General features: G+C 39.9%; 12 protein-coding genes. 5 read left to right on the top strand and 7 right to left on the bottom strand.

Annotated elements, in window-relative coordinates; genetic code table 11:
- Positions 1–54: 54 nt before the first annotated feature.
- Entirely contained in the window at positions 55–1,065 is a 1,011-nt protein-coding gene (pdhA, locus tag ESB04_RS11840) for a pyruvate dehydrogenase (acetyl-transferring) E1 component subunit alpha (RefSeq protein WP_129027957.1), read from the bottom strand.
- 180 nt (positions 1,066–1,245) lie between these two features.
- Between pdhA and recF the strand changes: the two genes are divergently transcribed.
- On the top strand, positions 1,246–2,349 hold the full coding sequence (gene recF, locus ESB04_RS11845) for a DNA replication/repair protein RecF (protein WP_129027958.1): 1,104 nt from the start codon (positions 1,246–1,248) through the stop codon (positions 2,347–2,349).
- Here the strand turns inward: recF and ESB04_RS11850 are convergent.
- A complete protein-coding gene (locus tag ESB04_RS11850) occupies positions 2,344–3,528 on the bottom strand; it encodes a glycosyltransferase (RefSeq protein ID WP_129027959.1) in 1,185 nt (394 codons plus the stop codon). The genes recF and ESB04_RS11850 overlap by 6 nt on opposite strands.
- Positions 3,529–3,580: 52 nt before the next feature.
- Here ESB04_RS11850 and ESB04_RS11855 point away from each other — a divergent pair, with 52 nt between their 5' ends.
- Positions 3,581–7,288: a sialate O-acetylesterase gene (locus ESB04_RS11855; protein ID WP_129027960.1), complete on the top strand. Its 3,708-nt coding sequence runs from the start codon at positions 3,581–3,583 to the stop codon at positions 7,286–7,288.
- 63 nt (positions 7,289–7,351) lie between these two features.
- Here ESB04_RS11855 and ESB04_RS11860 read toward each other — a convergent pair whose 3' ends face one another.
- The 5 genes from ESB04_RS11860 to ESB04_RS11880 form a co-directional block, all read right to left on the bottom strand.
- Entirely contained in the window at positions 7,352–9,070 is a 1,719-nt protein-coding gene (locus ESB04_RS11860; RefSeq protein ID WP_129027961.1) for an FAD-dependent oxidoreductase, read from the bottom strand.
- Positions 9,071–9,093: 23 nt separating this feature from the next.
- A complete protein-coding gene (locus ESB04_RS11865; RefSeq protein ID WP_129027962.1) occupies positions 9,094–9,696 on the bottom strand; it encodes a gluconate 2-dehydrogenase subunit 3 family protein in 603 nt (200 codons plus the stop codon).
- Positions 9,697–9,956: 260 nt separating this feature from the next.
- Positions 9,957–11,624, bottom strand: coding sequence for a RagB/SusD family nutrient uptake outer membrane protein (locus ESB04_RS11870; protein ID WP_129027963.1), 1,668 nt, complete (start codon positions 11,622–11,624; stop codon positions 9,957–9,959).
- Between the two features lie 13 nt (positions 11,625–11,637).
- Positions 11,638–14,565, bottom strand: coding sequence for a SusC/RagA family TonB-linked outer membrane protein (locus ESB04_RS11875; RefSeq protein WP_129027978.1), 2,928 nt, complete (start codon positions 14,563–14,565; stop codon positions 11,638–11,640).
- A 273-nt stretch (positions 14,566–14,838) separates the two neighbouring features.
- Positions 14,839–15,867, bottom strand: coding sequence for a LacI family DNA-binding transcriptional regulator (locus ESB04_RS11880; RefSeq protein WP_129027964.1), 1,029 nt, complete (start codon positions 15,865–15,867; stop codon positions 14,839–14,841).
- A 176-nt stretch (positions 15,868–16,043) separates the two neighbouring features.
- Between ESB04_RS11880 and ESB04_RS11885 the strand changes: the two genes are divergently transcribed.
- The 3 genes from ESB04_RS11885 to ESB04_RS11895 are packed head-to-tail and all read left to right on the top strand — an operon-like array spanning position 16,044 to position 21,674.
- A complete protein-coding gene (locus tag ESB04_RS11885) occupies positions 16,044–17,414 on the top strand; it encodes an MFS transporter (protein WP_129027965.1) in 1,371 nt (456 codons plus the stop codon).
- Between the two features lie 4 nt (positions 17,415–17,418).
- The gene (locus tag ESB04_RS11890) at positions 17,419–18,888 is read left to right on the top strand and encodes a DUF1501 domain-containing protein (RefSeq protein WP_129027966.1); all 1,470 of its coding nucleotides are present in this window, start codon (positions 17,419–17,421) and stop codon (positions 18,886–18,888) included.
- Positions 18,885–21,674 (top strand): PSD1 and planctomycete cytochrome C domain-containing protein, encoded by a 2,790-nt coding sequence (locus ESB04_RS11895; RefSeq protein ID WP_129027967.1) that lies wholly within the window; start codon positions 18,885–18,887, stop codon positions 21,672–21,674. Before ESB04_RS11890 ends, ESB04_RS11895 begins: the two co-directional genes overlap by 4 nt.
- Positions 21,675–21,683: the final 9 nt, after the last annotated feature.

A 21,683-nucleotide genomic window follows, 5' to 3' on the forward strand; every position in this document is an offset into this window, starting at 1 on the left:
TAGTCAAAAAAAATGCCCGATAATCGGGCATTTTACATATTATCAAGTTCTAGATTACTCCTCAATGAAAGGATAATCTTCCTGAACATATACGTCCTTGTAAGCCTCTTCTTTCGGAGGGAAAGGCGAGTTTTCTGCAAAATCAACCGACTCCTGAACTTGAACTTTGATTTTAGCATCAATCTCGTCTAACTCGGCTTGAGTTAAGATGTTGTATTCCAAAATGGTCTTCTTTACTTGCTCAATTGGATCACGCTCTTTGTAAGCTTCTACCTCTTCCTTAGAACGGTATTTCTGTGGATCCGACATAGAATGGCCACGGTACCGATAAGTTCTAAACTCTAAGAAAGTAGGTCCTTCTCCCGCACGAGCTCTAGCCGCAGCTCTTGATACAGCTTCATGTACTGCCTCTACATCCATCGCATCTACAGGCTCAGATGGCATATCGTAGGCTTCGCCAATGGTATATAAATCAGTTACGTTAGAAGTTCTTGCTACAGAAGTTCCCATGGCATAACCATTGTTCTCCACCACAAAAATCACTGGGATTTTCCAAGTCATCGCAATGTTAAACGTCTCATGCAAAGCACCTTGGCGAACCGCACCATCACCAAAATAGCAAATGGCCAAATTGCCCGTTTTATTATATTTTTCAGCAAAACCCAATCCCGCTCCTAAAGGAATCTGAGCTCCAACGATACCATGTCCCCCTACAAAACCTACACTTTTATCAAAAATGTGCATAGACCCCCCTTTACCTTTGGATGCTCCTGTGATTTTGCCATATAATTCAGCCATGATGGCGTTAGGTGAAGTCCCTAAAGCCAAAGGAATACCGTGATCACGGTAAGCTGTAATGTATTTATCTCCTTCAATCAATGCCGATTTTGAACCTGAAGAACAAGCCTCTTGCCCAATATATAAATGGCAAAAGCCTTTGATTTTTTGCATTCCATACAACTGGCCGCACTTTTCCTCAAACTTACGTTGCAATTGCATCGATTCGTACCAGTAACGATAGGTTTCTTTCGAATACTTAGGAGCTTTTGTTTCTTTCTTTGCCATGATTCTATTCAAAAATTCATTTGGTTAGCCGGATGGGAATATACCCACCAACTCAATCAGCCACGAAATTATAACAAAAGCATTAAGCTGCCAAAAAATGAATGGATTTAGCCCAAATCAATCCTCAAAATCCACGAATATTCGTTATTTTTACGGTTCAAGCCTTATTTCTAAGCCCGCATGTACCTTAAATCATTACAGGTCAAACAATTTAAGTCCTATGCGGAGGCTCAATTTGATTTTATCTCCAACATCAATTGCATTGTAGGTGAAAATGGAATTGGCAAAACCAATTTGTTGGATGCCATTCACTTTCTTTCCATGACCAAAAGCGCCCGAAGTATTGCTGACCCTCTATGCATCCAGCATGGTGAGGAATTTTTCATGATTCAGGGAAATTTTGTGTATCAAAAAAACGAGGCCTCAAAATTGCCTGCAAGTGAAACGCAAGTCACTTGTGCCTACCAGCGAGGTCAAAAAAAATCATTTCTACGTGACCAAAAAGCCTATCCTAGATTAGCCGATCATATTGGTCAATTTCCCGTAGTACTCATGGACCCTTATGATACCGATCTAATTCGAGAGGGAAGTGAAGATCGCCGTAGGTTTTTTGATGGGATGATGGCGCAAATGGACCGTGGCTTTTTGGATAATTTATTGCGGTATAATCGAATTGTCCAACAAAGAAACAGCCTTTTGAAACAATTCGCCGAAAGAGGTTCAATCGACCGAATTCAATTGGAAAGCTACCATGAACCTATGGTGCATTTGGGAGAAAAAATTGCCCAAGCCCGGGTAGATTTCCTGCTTAAATACCTTCCTAATTTCCAATTGCATTATGCGAAACTCTCCGATGATCGTGAGCAGGTAAACATCCAAATGGATAACACCTTTCCATTAGGCGACCTTGATGCCTCGCTAAGAAAAGCGGAGGCCCAGGACCTTGCCGCTCAAAGAAGCACTCTGGGTATTCATAAGGATGATTTTATTTTTGAAATAAACGGATTCCCGCTCAAAAAATTTGGCTCCCAAGGCCAACAAAAAAGCTTTGTAGTTGCATTAAAATTAGCGCAGTTTGACACATTGGCACAAGAGCACCCCAGAAAACCTCTTTTATTGCTAGATGATATTTTTGATAAATTAGATGACCGTAGAATTCAGCGATTGGTTCAAATGATGGCCGAAGATCACTTTGGGCAGGTATTCATCACAGATGCTCGTCCCGAGCGGACCAAATCTCTACTAAAAAACCTAGCTGGCGAAATCAATTACATCAGTTTATAAAAAGAGTCCTTGGTATATTGTCTCCGCAAATGCCTGCTCTGAATTTTCCCTGGCCATTTTTTCCATTTGCTCTTTAGAATAACCTATGCCTAGGTTTAAGTATTGCTCCAACTGCTCCGAAATTTCTTTGGGCGATTTAGCATCTACCACCAAGCCTAAATTCATACTAGAAATCAACTTACCTAATAAACCAAAGTTTGTCCCAATGACCACTTTCTTCGAAATACTGGCTCGCACTAACACCGAGCTCATTCCCACATGATTTTGGTATAACATCAACACTACATCAGAAGCCTCAAAGCATAATTGGATATCCTTACCCTTTATTTCCTGAAAAATAGGGCTGATTTGTAAAGTAGGGAATTGAGAAAATAGCTCCTCCAAATGGGCTCGATACGTAGGACTGATTGCCCCTGCCACCAATAAACACAGTTGATCTATTTCCTCCGGAATTAGATGCTTGGTAGAATTTAAAAATGCCTCTATTCCTTTTCTAGGATCTAAATACCCAAAAATTAGGCAAACCTTTTTATCCGAAGGAATATTCCATTTCATTTTAAAAGTCAGAAGTTCCTCTTCACTTATCTCATAAGCCCTCACTGGATCTGATATGCGCATTACCTGAGTTTTTCCTACCAAAGGTTGAATATGTTTTACCGCCTTATGGTCTAAACTGAAAAGTACTTTCATGGATGAACGTAAGGTAGACCAAGCCAACATCTTTTTCTTCAAAAGAGCTGAAGACCAAGAGGTTTTTCGGTAATAAAAATTGGGCCTAAAATAGATGCCCCCAAGTTTAAAATGAGCCTTTTTACCCAGTAAAATGCCCAATTGAAAATAATCAAAATACATCAGCAGACCATGGGTCACATTCCACGCCTCACTAATTTCGACATATAAATTCCACTCAGCAATAGACCTTTTGTAAATGGATTGGCCATGTAATTGTTGAATAGTTGCGGCATCCAAGGCATGGAAATGAATATTTTCCCCCAAGTCAAATCCCCAGTTTAGTCGATTACATTTAAAACTTTCAATAAAGCTTTCAGGCACTATAACCAAGAGTTCAACTTCCTGCTTTTGACTGAATTGATGAATGAGATATGCCAGATAATCAGCGTGATGACCGTCATCTATGGAATCAAAAATACTTAATCTAAAAGTTTGGGAGGCCGACATATACTATCAAAATTAAGAATAAAATATGTAAGTTTGTGCTTATTGTCTCCTTGTGTTACATCGTCATTCTGCTTCCTTTCTCTTACCTGTTCTGTTATTTTTTGCAGTACTTATTCCAACAAAAGCCCAACAAATCAATGGATTTTTGTTTGATAAATTACCTCAAGACTACCAATTGTATCCTCGAAATGAGCAGAATAAAGGGCTAATTTCCATTACAGGCTCATCAGATTCGAATCAGTGGAACGCTATTTCCATCCTGGTATTCAGGAATACTAGTCGATTTTCATATACCCAAGTCCCTATTATTTATCGTCAAAATAGAGGCTATTTCCATTCTCAGGTAAGTATTGAAGCCGAATTAGCCGAGTATGAACTACATATATATGCCATCAAGGGCAAGGATTCGGTACTAGTAACGAGTAAGAAAAACTTGGTGGCTGGGGATGTTTTTTTAGTTAGTGGTCAATCCAATTCTTACAATGGGAAAGAGATCAAGAAGGTGTATCAAGGAGAATATGCCAGGAGTTTTGGAAAATATCCCAACTACACCAACACGGAAAATTACAACCCAGCGGATACCCTGTGGTCCATTTCTAATAACCCTGCCGATGTAGGACTCTGGGCATCTCAAATTCAAAAATACATCATTGAAGAACAGAAAATTCCTGTCTGTATCATCAATGGTGGTTCAGGGGGTTCATCTATGGAGTACAATTTGGCAAGAGGAACGAATCCTGCAGATTTAACCCAATCCAGTGGAAGATTATATTACAAAGTGATGAAGGCTGGCTTATTACAGTCAGTTAGGGCATTTATATATCGACAAGGAGAAAACGATTCCAATGGAAATGCTTTAGGATGGCTTCAGAACTTCAGAAAACACGCTGAAATCCTCAAAAAAGAATATCCCAGTATACAAAAAATTTATCTACCACAAATCAATGTGGTAGATGGTAATTATGCCATGCAGGGTCTATTACGAAATGACCAAAGAAGAATCTTACAAGAGGGGCCATTTATCCAGGGATTTGCTACCTTAGGCACCACGGGATATGATGGCATTCACTACACACCTGAAGGTTATTTCCAAAGTGCTTGGGAAATGTATCGTTTGCTGGATCGGGATTTCTACAGTAAAAAAATCAATCCCGCTTTTGAAAGTCCTAATTTACAAAGGGCATATTTTGGTGCGGCAGATAAGAAGCTGATTGTATTGGAATTTGAGGAAAATCAAGAAATGGTCGTACAACAGGATACTACCTTGTTGACCAAGCTAGGACAACAACTATTGAGAAATATCAGAGAGAATTTTTACTTGACAAGTGTATCCCTTCCCCAACTCAAATTTGATGAGATAAAGTCTATTAAGGCTTATGGAAATAAAGTAGTTCTAAAGCTTGATCGAGCTCCCAAAGAAGAGATCATATCATATATACCAACCTATTTCCCCAAGGATGTTTTCAACCAGTTCCCTGGCCCATTTTTGAAAAATAAAGGAGGTATGCGAGCCTTTAGTTTTGAAAATATCGAAATAAAAGGAATCGAGCTTTTTGATACATTAGCTCATATTTCCCGCTTTCAAATTATCCCACAAAATTATCAATTGTTCCCTCGAGACAAAAAAACCAATCAGGGGAAAATCCTGATTAAAGGAAATGAGCAAAGTGGCCTATTCATGGCTATTTCTACTATTTTGAAAACAAATACCTCCGTTAAAGTATATCAAAAAAAGAATTTGAAGTACCAGAATACGGTAGCAGAATGGTCCTTCGATTTACCCATTAATGCAGAAAAAACGAATCATACTTTAGAGATTTACCTCATCAAATCCGCAAATGATTCCGTAAAAATTGCAACTAGAACTCATTTAGTGGCTGGAGATGCCATCATAGTTAGTGGAGGAATCAATGCAAGTGCCTCATTCAATGAAACAGAAACCGACGATTTTTCTAGAACCTTTGGTAGAAATTCAATGGATAATAATAAAATTGAATATTCCCGCGCAGATACTTTATGGTCCATTGCCAACTCTGAAGGCTATGCTAACAATGTAGGTGCATTTGGTTTTGCCATTCAAAAAACACTTTCAGATGCCCTTCAAATCCCCATTGCTTTATTAAATATCAGCGACCATCACTCGACCTCGGAAAGTTTATTAAAATCTACCATGGACCCTATGCTTCTCCGTAGCAATTATGGTAAAATGCTTTATCGAATAGAAAAAGCTGGTTTAAAAAATCAAATCCGTTCTTATATCTTTCGACATGGTGAAATTGATTCAGATAAATTGATTCAACCAACCATTTCCTTTGTAAAACAATTAATCCAAGGGCTGAAAACTGATTTTCCTGACTTAGGCGCTTTTATTTTCTGCCAAAATGATATTGGTAATTACCCCACTGAAAGTGCCGCAATTTTAAGAGAGTTTCAAAGGAATATATCTGAAAATTACTCTCATATCATTCCATTTAGTACCCTAGGAACCAAAGGATTTACTGGTAGCATATATTCAAAAGAGGGCTACCAAAATAATGGGAAAGAAATAGCTGAATTAATCCTACGACTGTTCTTTAATCAGGGAAATACAGAGGTAGAAAATGCCTCCCCGAACTTAAAAAAAGTAATTCAATCACAATCAAATCCCAATAAATTAACCCTAGTTTTTGAAGAGGGTCAAAACATCCAATACCCTCAGACATTTATTCACCCATCTGGTAAAAAACTTGATTTAAACGAATTTATCAGCTTGGATAACTTTACCTTTCAAATCCAAAATGCCAAGGCTCGTGATCATAAATTAGAATTGGAACTGGTGTCAGATAAATCCAGAAGCTCCATTTCCTATTTGCCGTCATTTGTTACCAGCGACTATTATTTCTACCCATACCTAGGACCATATATCCAGAATTCAAAAGGGAAAAATGCCTTTTCATTTTATCAGGTAAAGGTTCAAAAAGCTATGAAAGCAATTCCAATAACGGTAAAAGAAAAGAAATGGAATGCCATCAGCTTTCAATGGGAAAAACTCCCTAGTGCATCTTCCTACAACTTATGGAGAAAATTGCCGAACGAATCGAATTTCAATTTGTTGGGGCAATTTGGTCCGTCCACCACATCTTATACCGAAATCCCCAAGTCGCTCAACCTGAACTATCAATATCAGTTGATCGCGATAAATGATTCTACTGAGTCAGACCCCACTTTGCTTCAAATTAATCTTCCAGATTCATTAAAAAGCATCCCAATCAGCTTGGTCAAGCAAGAAAAATTAAGTATTCCATTAAGCTGGCCCAAGGTAAATGATGCGGTAAAATATGTTTTATCAAGACAAGCGCCGGGTGAAACATTTAAGCCAATTCTTCAAGGCACTGATTTACAGTATGAGGACAAAAACGTCAGTCCTGGGATAAGCTATGTTTATAAAATGCAGTATTTTACTGAGGATGGGATTTCACAGACAAGCTATTTAAAGGCCCGAGCAGAGATTACCCTAAGTACCGAGGAGGAGAGTAAGGAGAAGATTCGAATTTTTCCGAATCCAAGCAAAAGTAATGTAACGGTGGAATTGGGTGAAATGATTTCAGGCTTTGCTACCTTGACTAATATGGATGGCCGACGATTGGAGGAATGGCCTCTGGCTGAGCAAAATACCTTAAGATTTTCATTAGCCAAATACCCGGAAGGAATTTATTTTGTTCAAGTTAAAGCAGTGCATTGGCCCGCTGAGATAATCCTGAAAGTAGTAAAAATTCCTTAGTGTAAATTGGACTACAAAAAAAGGGACTCACAATGAGTCCCTTTCCTATTTACAAAAATCTGATTACAGATTACGTTTCTTCAGTTCACTAACAGCAAAATCTGCCGCGCGAGCCGTTAATGCCATATAGGTTAATGATGGATTAACGCAAGAAGCAGAAGCCATGGCAGCACCATCCGTCACAAACACGTTTTTCACATTGTGAATTTGATTATGCTTATTCAATACAGATGTTTTTGGATCACGGCCCATGCGAGCTGTTCCCATCTCATGAATACCTAAACCGATGTGCGTATTGGAGTTATTGTAAGCATTGATGTTTTTGAAGCCTGCAGCTTCTAACATTTCTGCGGCATCATTCATCATATCTTGACGCATTCTGATTTCGTTTTCTCCAAATTCTGCTTCAAATTCTAACACAGGTAAGCCCCATTTATCTTTCTGAGTTTGACTTAAAACAAAACGGTTATTTGGATTAGGCAATATTTCACCGAAACCTCCAAATCCAATACTCCAAGTACCTGGTTGAGTCAAGCTCTCCTTAAACTGGGCACCGAAGCCATCCATGTTAGTACCACGGCCCCAACCAGCTCGGCTAGCTCCACCTTGATATCCAAATCCACGGATATAACTACGTTTATCTTTGCCCCAGTTACGGAAGCGAGGAATGTATAATCCATTAGGACGACTTCCGAACATGTAATCATCGTTGAATCCTTCAATTTGGGCAGAAGCTCCTACGCCTAGGTGGTGGTCCATGATGTTACGTCCTAACTGATCGCTGTCATTACCTAAGCCGTTGGTAAAACGACTAGATTTTGAATTCATCAAAATGGAAGTAGAACCAATGGCCCCGGCGTTGACGAAAATAATCTTAGCAAAATATTCTGTAACAGCTAAGGTATTTTGATCGATCACACGTACACCTTTGGCCTTTTGCGATGCCTCATCATAAATGATTTCCGAAACAATGGCATTGTGAATCATGGTTAAACGTTTAGTGCGCATAGCGGCAGGTAAAGTAGCCGAAAGCGAACTAAAATAACCGCCATATGGACAGCCGCGCATACATTTGTTACGGTATTGGCAAGATCCTCTACCTAAAGCAGTATGATGTGCGCCAGGTTGAGTTAAGTGCGCCACACGTCCAATCGTAACAGGACGTCCTAATTTCTTATTTACTTGATCCTTAAAATAAACTTCAGGAGCAGTCATGGCCATAGCAGGCAAAAACTCCGAATCAGGCAACACATCCCATCCTTCTTTTTGTCCTGAAATTCCTGCAAATTTCTCCACATATGAGTACCACGGAGCTAAATCCTCATAACGAATAGGCCAATCAGTTCCAATACCATCTTTGGCATTAGCCTCAAAATCTTCTTTGTTCCAACGATAAGATTGACGGCCCCAAAGCAAGGATTTACCCCCAGTATGGTAGGCACGAATCCAATCAAATCCTCCTCTTTTCTCGATGTAAGGATTTTGTTTATCATTTTCAAACAAGTAACGGTGCTCTTCATTAGCAGTATAGCCCGTACGCATTCCAGCCCAATACTCCTCCGCAGCCATATTAGTCGGACGGCCACGATGTGGAAGATCCCAAGGATCTTTCAATGCCGTTTCATATCCTTCTACGTGCTTGATTTCACGACCACGTTCTAAGACGGCCACTTTTAAACCTTTTTCTGTTAATTCTTTAGCAGCCCAGCCACCTGATATACCAGATCCGATAACAATGGCATCGAATGTCTGACTTTTAATTGCGTCTATATTAAGATTCATATAAGTAATGATAATTGGTCAAATTAATATTGATAAGCCTTTTGTCCTGGCTTCAATTTGATTGGTTCAAATTTACCAGGTACAGTTACATATTCGAAAGAAGCATTGATTCCTTTTTCAGAAGTAAAATAGCCCAACAAGGTTAATTCCTTCATCAATCTCCAGAAAGGCACGCCATTGTTACCTTCCAATGTTTCTTTGTCCACATTATCCCCAACTTTCTGTTGTTTCAAGCGGAATGAACTCATCAATTGCTTAGTATTGCTTTCTAATAAAGTCAACATAGCCACTTGACCGCTTGCATTTTGATTTAAAAATCCAGCCTTTTCTAAATCAGAAACACCCTTTAAAAAGCTTCTCTGCTCAGGTAATTTGTAGCAGTCATTCAGCATTAATTCAATAAAGGCAGGAACTCCTGCATCAATGGCCCCTGGTGTTGAAGTCTTTGGAATAATATGTTCTGCCACAGCAGCAACAATTTTCCTTTGGGTATCTGACAAACTAAATGACTCAGCTAGACTTGCTTGACCACTTTGTTTCGCTTCCATAGCCATCAAAGTCGGTCCAGTTATGGCACCTCCTAACATTAAGGCTATTTGGGAGATGGCATCTCTTCTTGTAAGCATAATTTTATGGATTAATATGTTCTTGTAAAATTCCGTTTACTCAATGTATTCGATAAAAAACAAAATTAATCAGAATATTCATTTTACAAGAAATAATGCAAAAAAAAGGGGCTGAGTAAACTCAGCCCCTTTTGAAAAAATTAAAGTATTAACCTAAGCCGATTAACAGGAAACTGAATAGGTTTAGAAGATTTTTTTCGTGATTTTCACCAACGCTGTCAAGGTTTTAATCCTTGACAGCGTTAGGCAAAAAACAGATCTTAATATCCAGGATTTTGTTTCAAATAGCCTGTTAAGTTAGATGCACCATCTATCGCAGTTTGAGGGATTGGGAACAAGCGCATGTTTTTATCCTTGTTATCCTTCTCTGTCCAAGAATCCTCATATTTACCAAAACGAATTAAATCCGTTCTGCGTTGATTCTCCCAGTAAAACTCAAATCCACGCTCACGAAGCAAGGTGTTCAAGTCGATGCTAGTCAATGCCGGAGCCGGTTTAGTACGAGCGGCACGAACGGCATTTACATCAGCTAAAGCACCTGCTGCGTCTGATTTACGTAATTTAGCCTCTGCACGCATTAAATAAGCATCAGCCAAACGAATGATTACGATATCAGCTTCACCAAAATTACGTCCTGAAGACGATTTCTTAGAGAACTCATATTTTTCCACACGATAACCCGTACTGTAATCGCTACCTGCCGTAGTGAAGTTCACATCCAAGGTATGGATAACCAAAGGATAAGGTGCCTTACCACGAGTATTGTAAAGTGGTCCAACTTTAAATTTACCATCTGGACACTTCACGAATGCCCCACTTTGGTAAACTAAACCGTACTGTTGGCCTCTTAAAATACCGCGGTCAATGTTGTAGGAGTTACCATCCACACATTCTACACTTGGATCCACATTTCTTCTGTAAAAACGAGGATCAGCATCAGCTGGATCTACATTTCCATAAGCACTAGTCCATGAACGATAGAAATCTGGAGTGATGGCAGGACCATCTGTTCCGTTAGCTGCTGGGTAAGCAGGCAATGGACGTTGGTCATTCGCTAGGGAAAAGTATGCCATACGGTTATGACCATTCAATTCTGCACGCTGATCTACTGCAAAGATTAACTCTTTGTTACCATGGTTATCATTTCCGAAAATAGCAAAGTAATCTGGAGAAAGGGCATATTGGCCCGAGCTAATGATCTTTCCTGTGTACTCGATTACCTTATCCATATCCGCGGCAGTATGGTTTAAGGTCGCTCCATACGGATCACGATAAGCCGCAGCATTCAAATGTAGTTTGGCTAATAGACCCCAAACAGCGCCTTTGCTAATACGACCTGGACCAGTGGTAGTTTCTACGATAGGCTCGATGGCAAGTAATTCAGTACGAATATATTCTACTGCCTTGTCGGTTCTCAAAATAGTAGAAACGTCTCCTAAATCTTCTTTTTGAAAAGCAATACCGAATAAATCCAACATCAACATATTGTAGAATGCACGCATTCCACGTGCCTCAGCAATGTACAAAGTAGCCGATGGGTCTTTATTCACTTTCAAAGAGTTAATAGCCGTTACCGAACGAGAAATCCCCTGCAATAATAAGTTCCACGTATTACGCACGTTAGGGTCTGTACTTGTCGTCTGGTGACGATGTAATGACAAATAGATACCATTATCACCCCAGTCAGTTCCTCCACGGTAAGGAAGAATGGCCTCATCGGTCGAAATTTCTGACAAGGCAAACAAATTGGTATGCTGGTAAATACTAGGCAATAAAGCATATGCTGGAGCCAAAATTCCATCTGCCGCTTGTTTATCCGTCACGGTAGTGGCATTGTACTCGTCCAATATAATCTCATTCAAATTGGTACAGCTATAAAAAGCCATCATACCAAAAAGAACTATGGTTATTTTTCCTATCTTTTTCATTTTTGTTTAAGAATTAAAATGTAAGATTTAAGCCGAAGATGATCGATTTTGCCTTAGGATAACTTAAGTAGTCAATTCCATAAGATAATACACCGTTCATAGAGCTATCCTTGTTAACTTCTGGATCATATCCATCGTACTTGGTAGCAATCCACAAGTTTTGTCCAGTTACGGATAAGCGTAAAGATGAAATCCATTTGCTAATACCCAATTTCTGCGTGTCAAATGTGTATCCTAAAGTAGCATTGTTCAGTCGTAAGAAAGCTCCGTCCTTCAAGAAACGAGTAGATACAGGAGCGGCATTACTGTTAGATTCTTTGGAATCTGCAAATGCAGCAGGCGTTGTATTGGAGTTTTTGGCAATTTTCAACTTATAGAATGCTGAGTTAGCTGTATTGTCATAAATTTTATTTCCAGCCACTCCGTTGAACTGTAAGGATAAATCAAATCCTTTGTAAGCTAAATTACCAAAGAAGTTATATTGTGTGGTAGGCAATGCCGTCCCAGCAGCAATACGATCCTTGTCAGTAACTACACCGTCACCATCTACATCACGATAAACGCTCATTCCTTTATCATCAAATCCAATAAATTCTTTCAAGAAGAATGTACCGATAGGCTGACCATTGATATAGCCGTTGATAGTAGCAGATGTCAAACCAGATCCAGAGGCAGAACCCGAAGGAATTACTGTATAAGGAGAACCTACAACTTCATTTTTGATTAAAGTTAAGTTACCTCCTAAGCTATATTTCCAACCTGTTTCTGTAGTACCCTTGTACTCTAAATCTAATTCAACCCCGCTGTTATTGATCTTCATATCCTTCACGTTAGCCCAAACAGAAGAAGCTGGTTGAACTGGGTCTGCAGGAATTACCTCCAATAACATATTGTTAGACACTTTATTGAAGTAGTCAATTGATCCAGAGAATGCTCCGTTACCGAAAGCAAAATCCAAACCTACGTTACTCTGTGTAGAAACCTCCCACTGTATATCAGGGTTAGCTAAACGAGAGTAAGTAATACCTGATGGGAAGGTGGAAGTTGCATCCAAAGGATATGAAGTAGTTCCAGAGATTGTCGAAGTAAACAATGGTTGAGTAATCTTAGATGGAATCTCTTGGTTACCCGTTTGTCCCCAACCAGCACGTAATTTCAAGTTGCTGATGCTCGTATTCTTCAAGAAAGCCTCCTCGGACAATCTCCATCCCAAAGAAAATGATGGGAAAATACCGTATTTGTTATTTGCTCCAAATTTAGAGGACCCGTCAGCACGTACTGTAGCTGTTACTAAGTACTTGTCTTTATATTGGTAGTTGAAACGTCCAAAATAAGACTGTAACTCATTGATAAAGGCAGAACCTCCTGGCTTATTTGTCGCCATGGTTAATTCTTGACCTACCCCTGGATTATAAATTGGATCAATAGGCAAATCAGCTGGGAATTTGTTAATACTCCAGTTACGGTATTGAACCTTAATCTTTTGGTAAGAATGACCAATCAATGCAGAGAAATTATGATCCCCTTGATCGTAGGTATAAGTTAAATAATTCTCAATCAATCGGTTATTATTACTAGCCAAATAAGAGTCTAAACGACCATCTTGTTTTGGAATATTACTACCTAATGAAACCACGTCACGGTTAGAAGTAGAATTATCTAAACCAAAGTTTAAACGATACACTAAACCTTTTACGATTTTCAAGGATGGTGAAATACTGGCCAAAGTACGATTAATCGTCGTATTATCTTTAAATAAAGTCAATCCTAACAATGGGTTAGATGCCGTGGCATAACGAGCCAAAGAACCGTCTGCTGCATAAGCTGGAAGCGTAGGGTTATTGGAAATTGCAGTTCCTAATAAACCTTCAATCGATGGACGCTCGTTGTTTGTATTAGTTACGTTGATGTTAGCATCTACTACCAAACGGTCATCCCAAAACTTCTGAGTTACATTGATACGACCTGTATAACGATCCAATTGATTGTTTTTCAAAATACCCTGTTGAGCTTGAGCTCCAAAAGAAGCATAGTAAGAAAGCTTATTGGCTCCTCCACCTAAACTAAGGTTATAGTTCTGTGTAATGGCTTCACGAGTAACTTCTTTTTGCCAATCTGTATTTCCTCCAAAATCTTCCAAATTACCTCCATTGGCAACTACTTGCTTACGGAATTCAGATGGAGATAAAACAGGTAATGCTCTGGCAATGTTGGAAATACCTAAACTTGAGTTAAAATTCAACGTCGAAACGCCAGCTTTACCTTTTTTAGTAGTAATTAATACTACCCCGTTAGCCCCACGAGCACCATAAATAGCTGTTGCCGAAGCGTCTTTCAACACGTCAATGGTCTCGATATCTTGAGGATTTAGGAAGTTCAAAGGGTTTCCTCCTCCAGTACTTGAATTATCTAAGGCTAAACCATCAATTACAAATAAGGGTGTACTTCCCGTACGAATACCTCCAGGTCCACGGATGGTAATACCTTGATTACCTCCTGGCTCTCCTGTAGCGGATGTTACGTTTACACCTGCCACTTTACCTTGAAGCAATTGCTCAGGTGAGTTGATGATACCTTTATTAAACGCTGCGCTCTGTACTGACTTCACAGAACCTGTTACGTCACGCTTATTTTGAGTACCGTAACCTACAACCACCACCTGTGCTAAATCAGCAGCATTGGCTACCATAGCAATTTCTATGGAAGTTCTTCCCCCAACAGTTACTTCCTGTGAGGCGTAGCCAAGATAACGAACCACTAAAACAGAGTTATCATTCGGAACAGAAATGGTAAATGCTCCATTTACATCCGTGCTAACTCCTTTGGAAGTACCTTTTAGAATCACGTTTCCGCCGATGAGTGCTTCCTTGGTGGTAGCATCAATCAATCGACCTTTAATTTGTTTACCCGCTTGCGCATTCACCTCGAATGCTCCAAGCATGAATATGCTAGCAACGAAAAATAGTACTATTCTAGTACCTACATTCCGAAACCAAGCACATCCCAATGGATCGTGTAAGTGTTTTTTCATGAATTGATTTTTTGAAATGGTAACTTTTGGGATTTAAAATTTTTGAAATTTACCTATTATTAATTGTAATTTCTTCACAAAATTTTACGCAAACGTTTGCATTTGAGGTCAAGTTGTGATTACAATCGCGCAAAGGTAGACTTGAGCATTGACATCGCCATGTTTTACCGTATTAAGCTATTGTTAATTCATCATAACACGAAGAGAGGAATCCCGGATCATCAATTTAGGATCTAAGGAAATGGTAATAGGACTTTTATTGTGAGTCTTTTTAGACAAAAACAATTTAGCCGCCTCCTCCCCAATTCTCCTACTTTGTCTTGATACAGAACTTAAAGGAGGATATCCAAAACTAGCCAAAGGAATATCATCAAAACCAACTATAGCAACATCCTGAGGAATTGAAATGCCCAAATCTCTCAGTACATGCATAGCGGCCAGGCAAACTTCATCATTCACTCCAAATATCCCATCCGGTTTCTGATCCAATTGCATCAGATTTCGTGTTGCCGCAATGGCACTTTCAGCGGAAAAGTGAACATATTGAATCCATTTTTCCTCTACCTTCCTTCCATGAGCCAATAAACAATCTTGATATCCCAAAAAACGTTGCTTGGAAACACTAATACCAGAAGGGCCATGTAAATGAGCGATTCGTAGACAACCCATATCAATTAAATGCTTAGTAGCCATGTAGGCCCCTTGGTAATCATCCGTTACTACTCGGTCAGAAGCTACACCATGATTCGGACGATCAATAAAAATCACAGGTAAAGACCGCTGGATTACCCGATCTATGTGCTCACCTAATTGTTGATCATAACTTTCTTGGGCCATGGAAATGAACAAACCATCCACGCGGTTCGCCAGCAACCTATCTATGTATTCCTTTTCTATCGTATGTGACTCATTGCTCACACATATATTTAATAAGTAGCCAGATTTCAAGAGGATATCTTCCAGCCCTTCTAACATGGAAGATTCATGAAAATGGGTGATGGAAGGCAAAATTAACCCCAATGTCATGGAACAATTGTTCAACAAACTTAGGGAAAGCGTGTTTTTTTGATAGCCTACTTTTAGGGCATACTCCTGTATCGTTTTACGGGTTTCAATATTGATAGCAGGATGATCATTCAATGCGCGCGAGATAGTGGAGGGCGCACATTTAAATTTTTTTGCAATATCCTTTATAGAAACAGAATTATTCAACGATCAATTATATTGGTAATCACTTCAAATATATCATTTTTTTCATTCAAGTTCCGAATGAATTCAAGAGATATACAAGCCCTTAAATCAAGTTCGTACAAGAGCCCTATTCATTTTTCAAATTAGGATATTCAAGGCAATATTGTTAATTTCATATTTTATAAACCTATAATTATATGACTACTTCGAATGTAGAATTCGATAACAATAAAATCCCCGTTAAAAAACTTTGGCAAGTCATCATTGCTTCCTCTGTTGGAACCGTCATTGAATGGTATGATTTCTATATTTTTGGTAGCCTATCAGCCATCATTTCCCTTTCCTTTTTCCCAAAAGATGACCCCACAGCAGCATTCATTTCAACCCTAGCGGCATTTGGAGCAGGATTTGTTGCCCGTCCTTTTGGTGGTATCATTTTTGGTCGCTTAGGAGACCGAATAGGCCGAAAATATACTTTCCTTTTGACACTGATCTTGATGGGGGGATCTACCTTTGCCATTGCATTTATACCCAGCTATTCTGAAATCGGATTAATAGCGCCTTCCATATTGTTACTATTACGTATCATTCAAGGCCTGGCATTGGGCGGCGAATATGGAGGTGCAGCAACCTACGTGGCAGAATATGCTCCTGATGCTCATCGAGGAAAATATACTGCCTATATTCAGACCACCGCCACGCTTGGTTTTTTTGTTTCCATCATCGTCATATTGATTTGTCAAAAAATCATGGGCGATTCTGAATTTAAGGTCTGGGGATGGAGAATTCCCTTTGCACTATCTGGTTTATTGGTCGTTGTCTCCTATTTCATTCGTAGAAATATGCATGAATCTCCCCTTTTTGCCCGGTTGAAAAAAGAAGGAAGATTATCTGAAAATCCTTTAAAAGAAGCTTTTGCTAGCAAAGCAAATCGTCGATTAATGCTCATTGCTATGTTTGGGGCCATCGTAGGACAGGGTGTGGTGTGGCATACCGGTCAATTTTACGCTCAAATCTTCATCAATAAGATTCTGATGGTGGATTTTACCACGACCAACTTAATCATTGCAGCTTCTTTGGTCGTAGGCACTCCACTATTTGTGGTATTTGGAAGTTTATCTGACCGTATTGGACGGAAAAAAATCATGTTAGGAGGAATGGCATTGGCCTCCATTTTATATTATCCCTTGTTTGCCTGGATGTCTGATATTGTTAGCCAAGAGGGAACTTTAGTAGATGGAGCTTATCACTTAACTCAAATTGGCACCATAAAATTAGCTTTCATTTGCATACTTTTAGTCACTTTTGCAGCCATGGCCTATGGGCCAATTGCCGCATTTTTAGTTGAACTTTTCCCAACTAAAATTCGATATACCTCCTTATCTATCCCTTACCATTTTGCTAATGGGGTATTTGGGGGATGTGCCCCTTTTGTGGCTACCTGGTTAGGTGCCATTACTCATTCTAATTTTTCCGGTATATTTTATCCCATTACCCTAGCAGCTATCACAGTCCTAGTAGGTACTGTTTATTTACCAGAAACCAAAGGTCGTGCTATAATGGATTAATGAAATGAATAAACTCTTAGAAGAAGCTATCCAAAGGGAAGCCCAACTGGCCACAAGAAGACACTTTCTAAGTAGTCTAGGGACAGGAATTGGCTCGCTGGCCTTAGGTAGCTTTTTGAGTAATTGCAGTTCTAAGGATTCCGTATCATTTGAATCCCCTTTGGCGGCTAAAAGTTCTCCCAAGCTAAGAAAAGCAAAATCCGTTATTTTTCTTCACATGGCAGGAGCTCCTTCCCAATTGGAGCTTTTTGATTATAAGCCTAGCTTAGCCAAGTTTGATGGCAAAGAATGCCCCCAAGAATTGTTGGCAGGTAAAAAGTTTGCCTTCATCCGTGGAGTCCCTAATTTGCTAGGACCTAAGGCCAACTTCAAGCAAAGAGGACAGTCAGGGCACTGGATTTCCGATTATCTACCTCATCTAGCCAGTCAGGCAGATCGTGTAAGTTTTTTGAAAGGGATGTACACTGACCAGTTCAATCATGCTCCGGCACAATTATTAATGCACACAGGTTCTGCCCGCTTAGGCCGACCGAGCATGGGATCCTGGGTGAGCTATGGTTTAGGGACTGAAAATCAAAACCTACCAGGTTTTGTGGTACTAGCATCCGGAGGTAAAAACCCAGATGCAGGGAAGTCTGCCTGGGGAAGTGGCTTCTTGCCCTCTATATACCAAGGTGTACAATGTAGGTCCGAAGGAGAACCCATCCTGTTTATCCAAAACCCAAAAGGGATGAGCACAGATATCCGAAAGGCAAGTATTGAGGCCATCAATAAAATCAACCAAGAGACATACGAGGAAATAGGTGACCCAGAAACAGTAGCCCGCATTGCCCAATACGAAATGGCCTACAAAATGCAGAGCTCTGTTCCCGAGGTCATGGACATCAACAAAGAACCTGCTTATATCCATGAAATGTATGGTACGGAACCAGGGAAAGAATCTTTTGCCAACAACTGTTTATTGGCCAGAAAATTAGTGGAAAAAGGGGTTAGATTTGTTCAGCTTTTCGACTGGGGCTGGGATACGCATGGAACGGGCTTGGATGGTTCCGTAGATTATGGTTTACATCAAAAATGTAGACAAATAGACCAGGCAACCACTGCTTTATTGGTTGATTTAGAACAAAGAGGTCTATTGGACGAAACTTTGGTAGTTTGGGGAGGAGAATTCGGAAGAACACCGATGCAAGAAAATAGGGAGGGCAAAAAACTTGCCTATTTTGGAAGAGACCATCATACAGAAGCCTTTACCATGTGGTTAGCCGGAGGAGGAATCAAGCCTGGCATTTCTCACGGAGAAACTGATGATTTGGGTTATTCTACCATTTCAGGCAAAACCTCTGTGTATGACCTTCAAGCAACGATTTTGCAATGCTTAGGATTCAATCACGAAGAGTTTACCTATCCATTCCAAGGTAGAAACTTTCGACTAACAGATGTATTTGGCCAAGTTATTGACCCGATTTTGGCATGAAAAACCTGATTGTATTCACGCTTCTTGGTTTGGCTGTGTTTTTTGTAGGAAAACAATTTTGGCCAGAGGAAAAACGCATTGATTTCAATACACAGGTAAAACCTATTTTAAATAAAAACTGTATTAGCTGCCATGGAGGGGTAAAAAAACAAGGAGGATTTAGCCTCTTGTTCCGTGAAGAAGCTTTAGGCAAAACAAAGTTCAATAAGGCCGCCATCGTACCGGGTCATCCTGAAAAGTCAAGCTTTATTCAGCGTTTGACATTACAAGATCCAGAGGAAAAAATGCCTTATAAAAGGCCCCCACTCAGTCAAAAAGAAATCCAAATTCTAAGTCAGTGGGTCAAAGAGGGTGCCGTTTGGGGTGAACATTGGGCCTATCAACCCTTGAAAAAAGTAAATGTTCCTTACAGTTCTTGGTGGAAAAAAGCCTTTTCATGGCTTGGCCTGCCCATCGGTTGGGAACAAAATGAAATTGATCACTTTGTTGCAGCCAAACAAGCTGAAATGGGCTTAGGGCATCAATCGAAAGCTAAAAATGCTGATTTACTTCGTCGACTTTACTTGGATTTAACAGGCCTAAGTCCTACGGAAGCTGAGTACAAAGCTTTTGAATCAGATCATTCAGATAATGCTTACGAGAAAAAAGTGGATGAATTATTACAATCTCCACAATTTGGCGAAAAATGGGCTAGCATGTGGATGGATTTAGCCCGATATGCCGATACCAAGGGTTACGAAAAAGATGACAAGCGAAGTATTTGGCGATATCGTGATTATGTGATTGCTTCATTCAATCAAAATAAACCCTATGACCAATTCATTACCGAGCAGCTAGCCGGTGATCTTTTGCCAAACCCCAATGAAAGCCAGTACATTGCCACAGCCTTTCATCGGAACACGGCTAATAATGATGAAGGGGGAACAGAAGATGAGGAATTTCGGGTGGCAGCCATCATAGATCGGGTAAACACGACTTGGGAAACCCTCCAAGGAACTAGTTTTTCCTGCGTTCAATGCCACTCACACCCCTATGACCCGATCCGCCATGAAGAGTATTACAGGTACATGGCCTATTTTAATAATACCCGTGATGAAGATGTACCGGATGAATCGCCTTACTATCGACATTTTAAATCCACTGATCAGGCAAGAGTCGATTCCTTATTGAATGTTATTAAAACTACCTATCCACAAGATTATCAGCATTGGAAAAACAGCATACAATTTGTGGAACCTAAAATACATCCACACTGGGCAGATGAATTTGTGAATGGGGCTTTACAAGACAATAAATATTTAGCTGTCCGTCCAGGGGGTTCCGTCAGATTTAAGGCAGTACCCATGAATGGAAAAACCGAAATGTTAATTGCGTATAAAAACACCAACGACAGCCCCACTCAACTAATCATTCGCCAAGGCTCCTTGCAGGGGAAGATAGTTGCTCAAATAAAGTTAGATACCACCTTGCCTGAAAAAGAGGGTATTAAAAAAGGGAATTGGGCACATGGCTGGACTTATGCTTTTTACCGCATTCCTGCCCTAGCAGGGAAACAAGATTTATTTTGGTCCTTTCAAAACAAAAGCTGCCAACCTGAGCAAAATACGGCGGTAATTGGATATTGGATGCTATTGCCCAATGTTCCTAAACCCTTGCAAAGTTCATCCTTCCTTTCAGTCGCCAAACGATTAATCAGTACACAACCAGAAGGGACAACACCTATTTTATTGGAAAATCCTTCAGAATTTGAAAGAGCTACTCCACTTTTTGAGAGAGGAAGTTGGTTAAACCCAGGGAAGCAAGTTGACCGATCCATCCCGCAATTATTTGCCAAATATTATAATAAGCCCATTCGCAACCGATTGCAATTAGCCCAATGGATGGGTAGTCCACAAAATCCATTAACCTCCCGAGTAGCGGTCAATCGCATTTGGGAACAACTATTTGGAACAGGATTGGTAGAGACTTTAGAAGATTTAGGAAGTCAGGGATTAAGTCCAAGTCACCAAGAATTATTGGATTATCTTGCCTATCAATTTCAATTTAAGTTTGACTTTAAACCCAAGGATTTTATCAAATACGTGGTGATGTCTGCTACGTACCAACAAAGTTCTGAGTATACTCAGGAATCCAAGGAAAAAGACCCTAATAACCGCTATTTAAGTCATGGCCCCAGGGTAAGACTGAGTCCTGAGCAAATCCGAGACCAAGCCTTACGCTGGTCGGGTTTGTTATCCAGCAAAGTAGGGGGCCCAAGTGTGATGCCAGAGCAACCCGAGGGGATTTGGAATGCCCCATACAGTGGCATGAAATGGAACAAGAGTGATGGAGAAGACCAGTGGCGGAGGTCATTATATACCTATTGGCGAAGAAGCAGTCCTTATCCCACCCAGGTAACTTTTGATGCTGGAACTCGTGATATTTGTCTATCCAGAAGGATTAGGACCAATACCCCCATGCAAGCGCTGAATACCTTAAATGATCCCGTATTTTTAGAGTGCGCCCAATTTTTCGCAAGAAAATATCCCCTTGATAAAGAAGATGTATTCATTGAAAAAGCCTATTTTCAATTATTTGGCAAGGAAATAAGCTCCACTAAAAAGAAATCACTGCTCAACTTCTACCGACAAGTGCTACCGATTTACCAAAAAAATCAACAAAAATGTAGAGAATTTTTACAGCTTTGTCCAGATAATACTTTACCAGCTGCTGCACCGAATTTAATCGCTAGGACACTGGTAAGCAATGTATTATTTAACCTCGATGAAACCGTTAATAAACCGTAAATTTATTTA

Source organism: Aquirufa rosea (assembly GCF_004118285.1).
GTDB classification, from domain to species: domain Bacteria; phylum Bacteroidota; class Bacteroidia; order Cytophagales; family Spirosomataceae; genus Aquirufa; species Aquirufa rosea.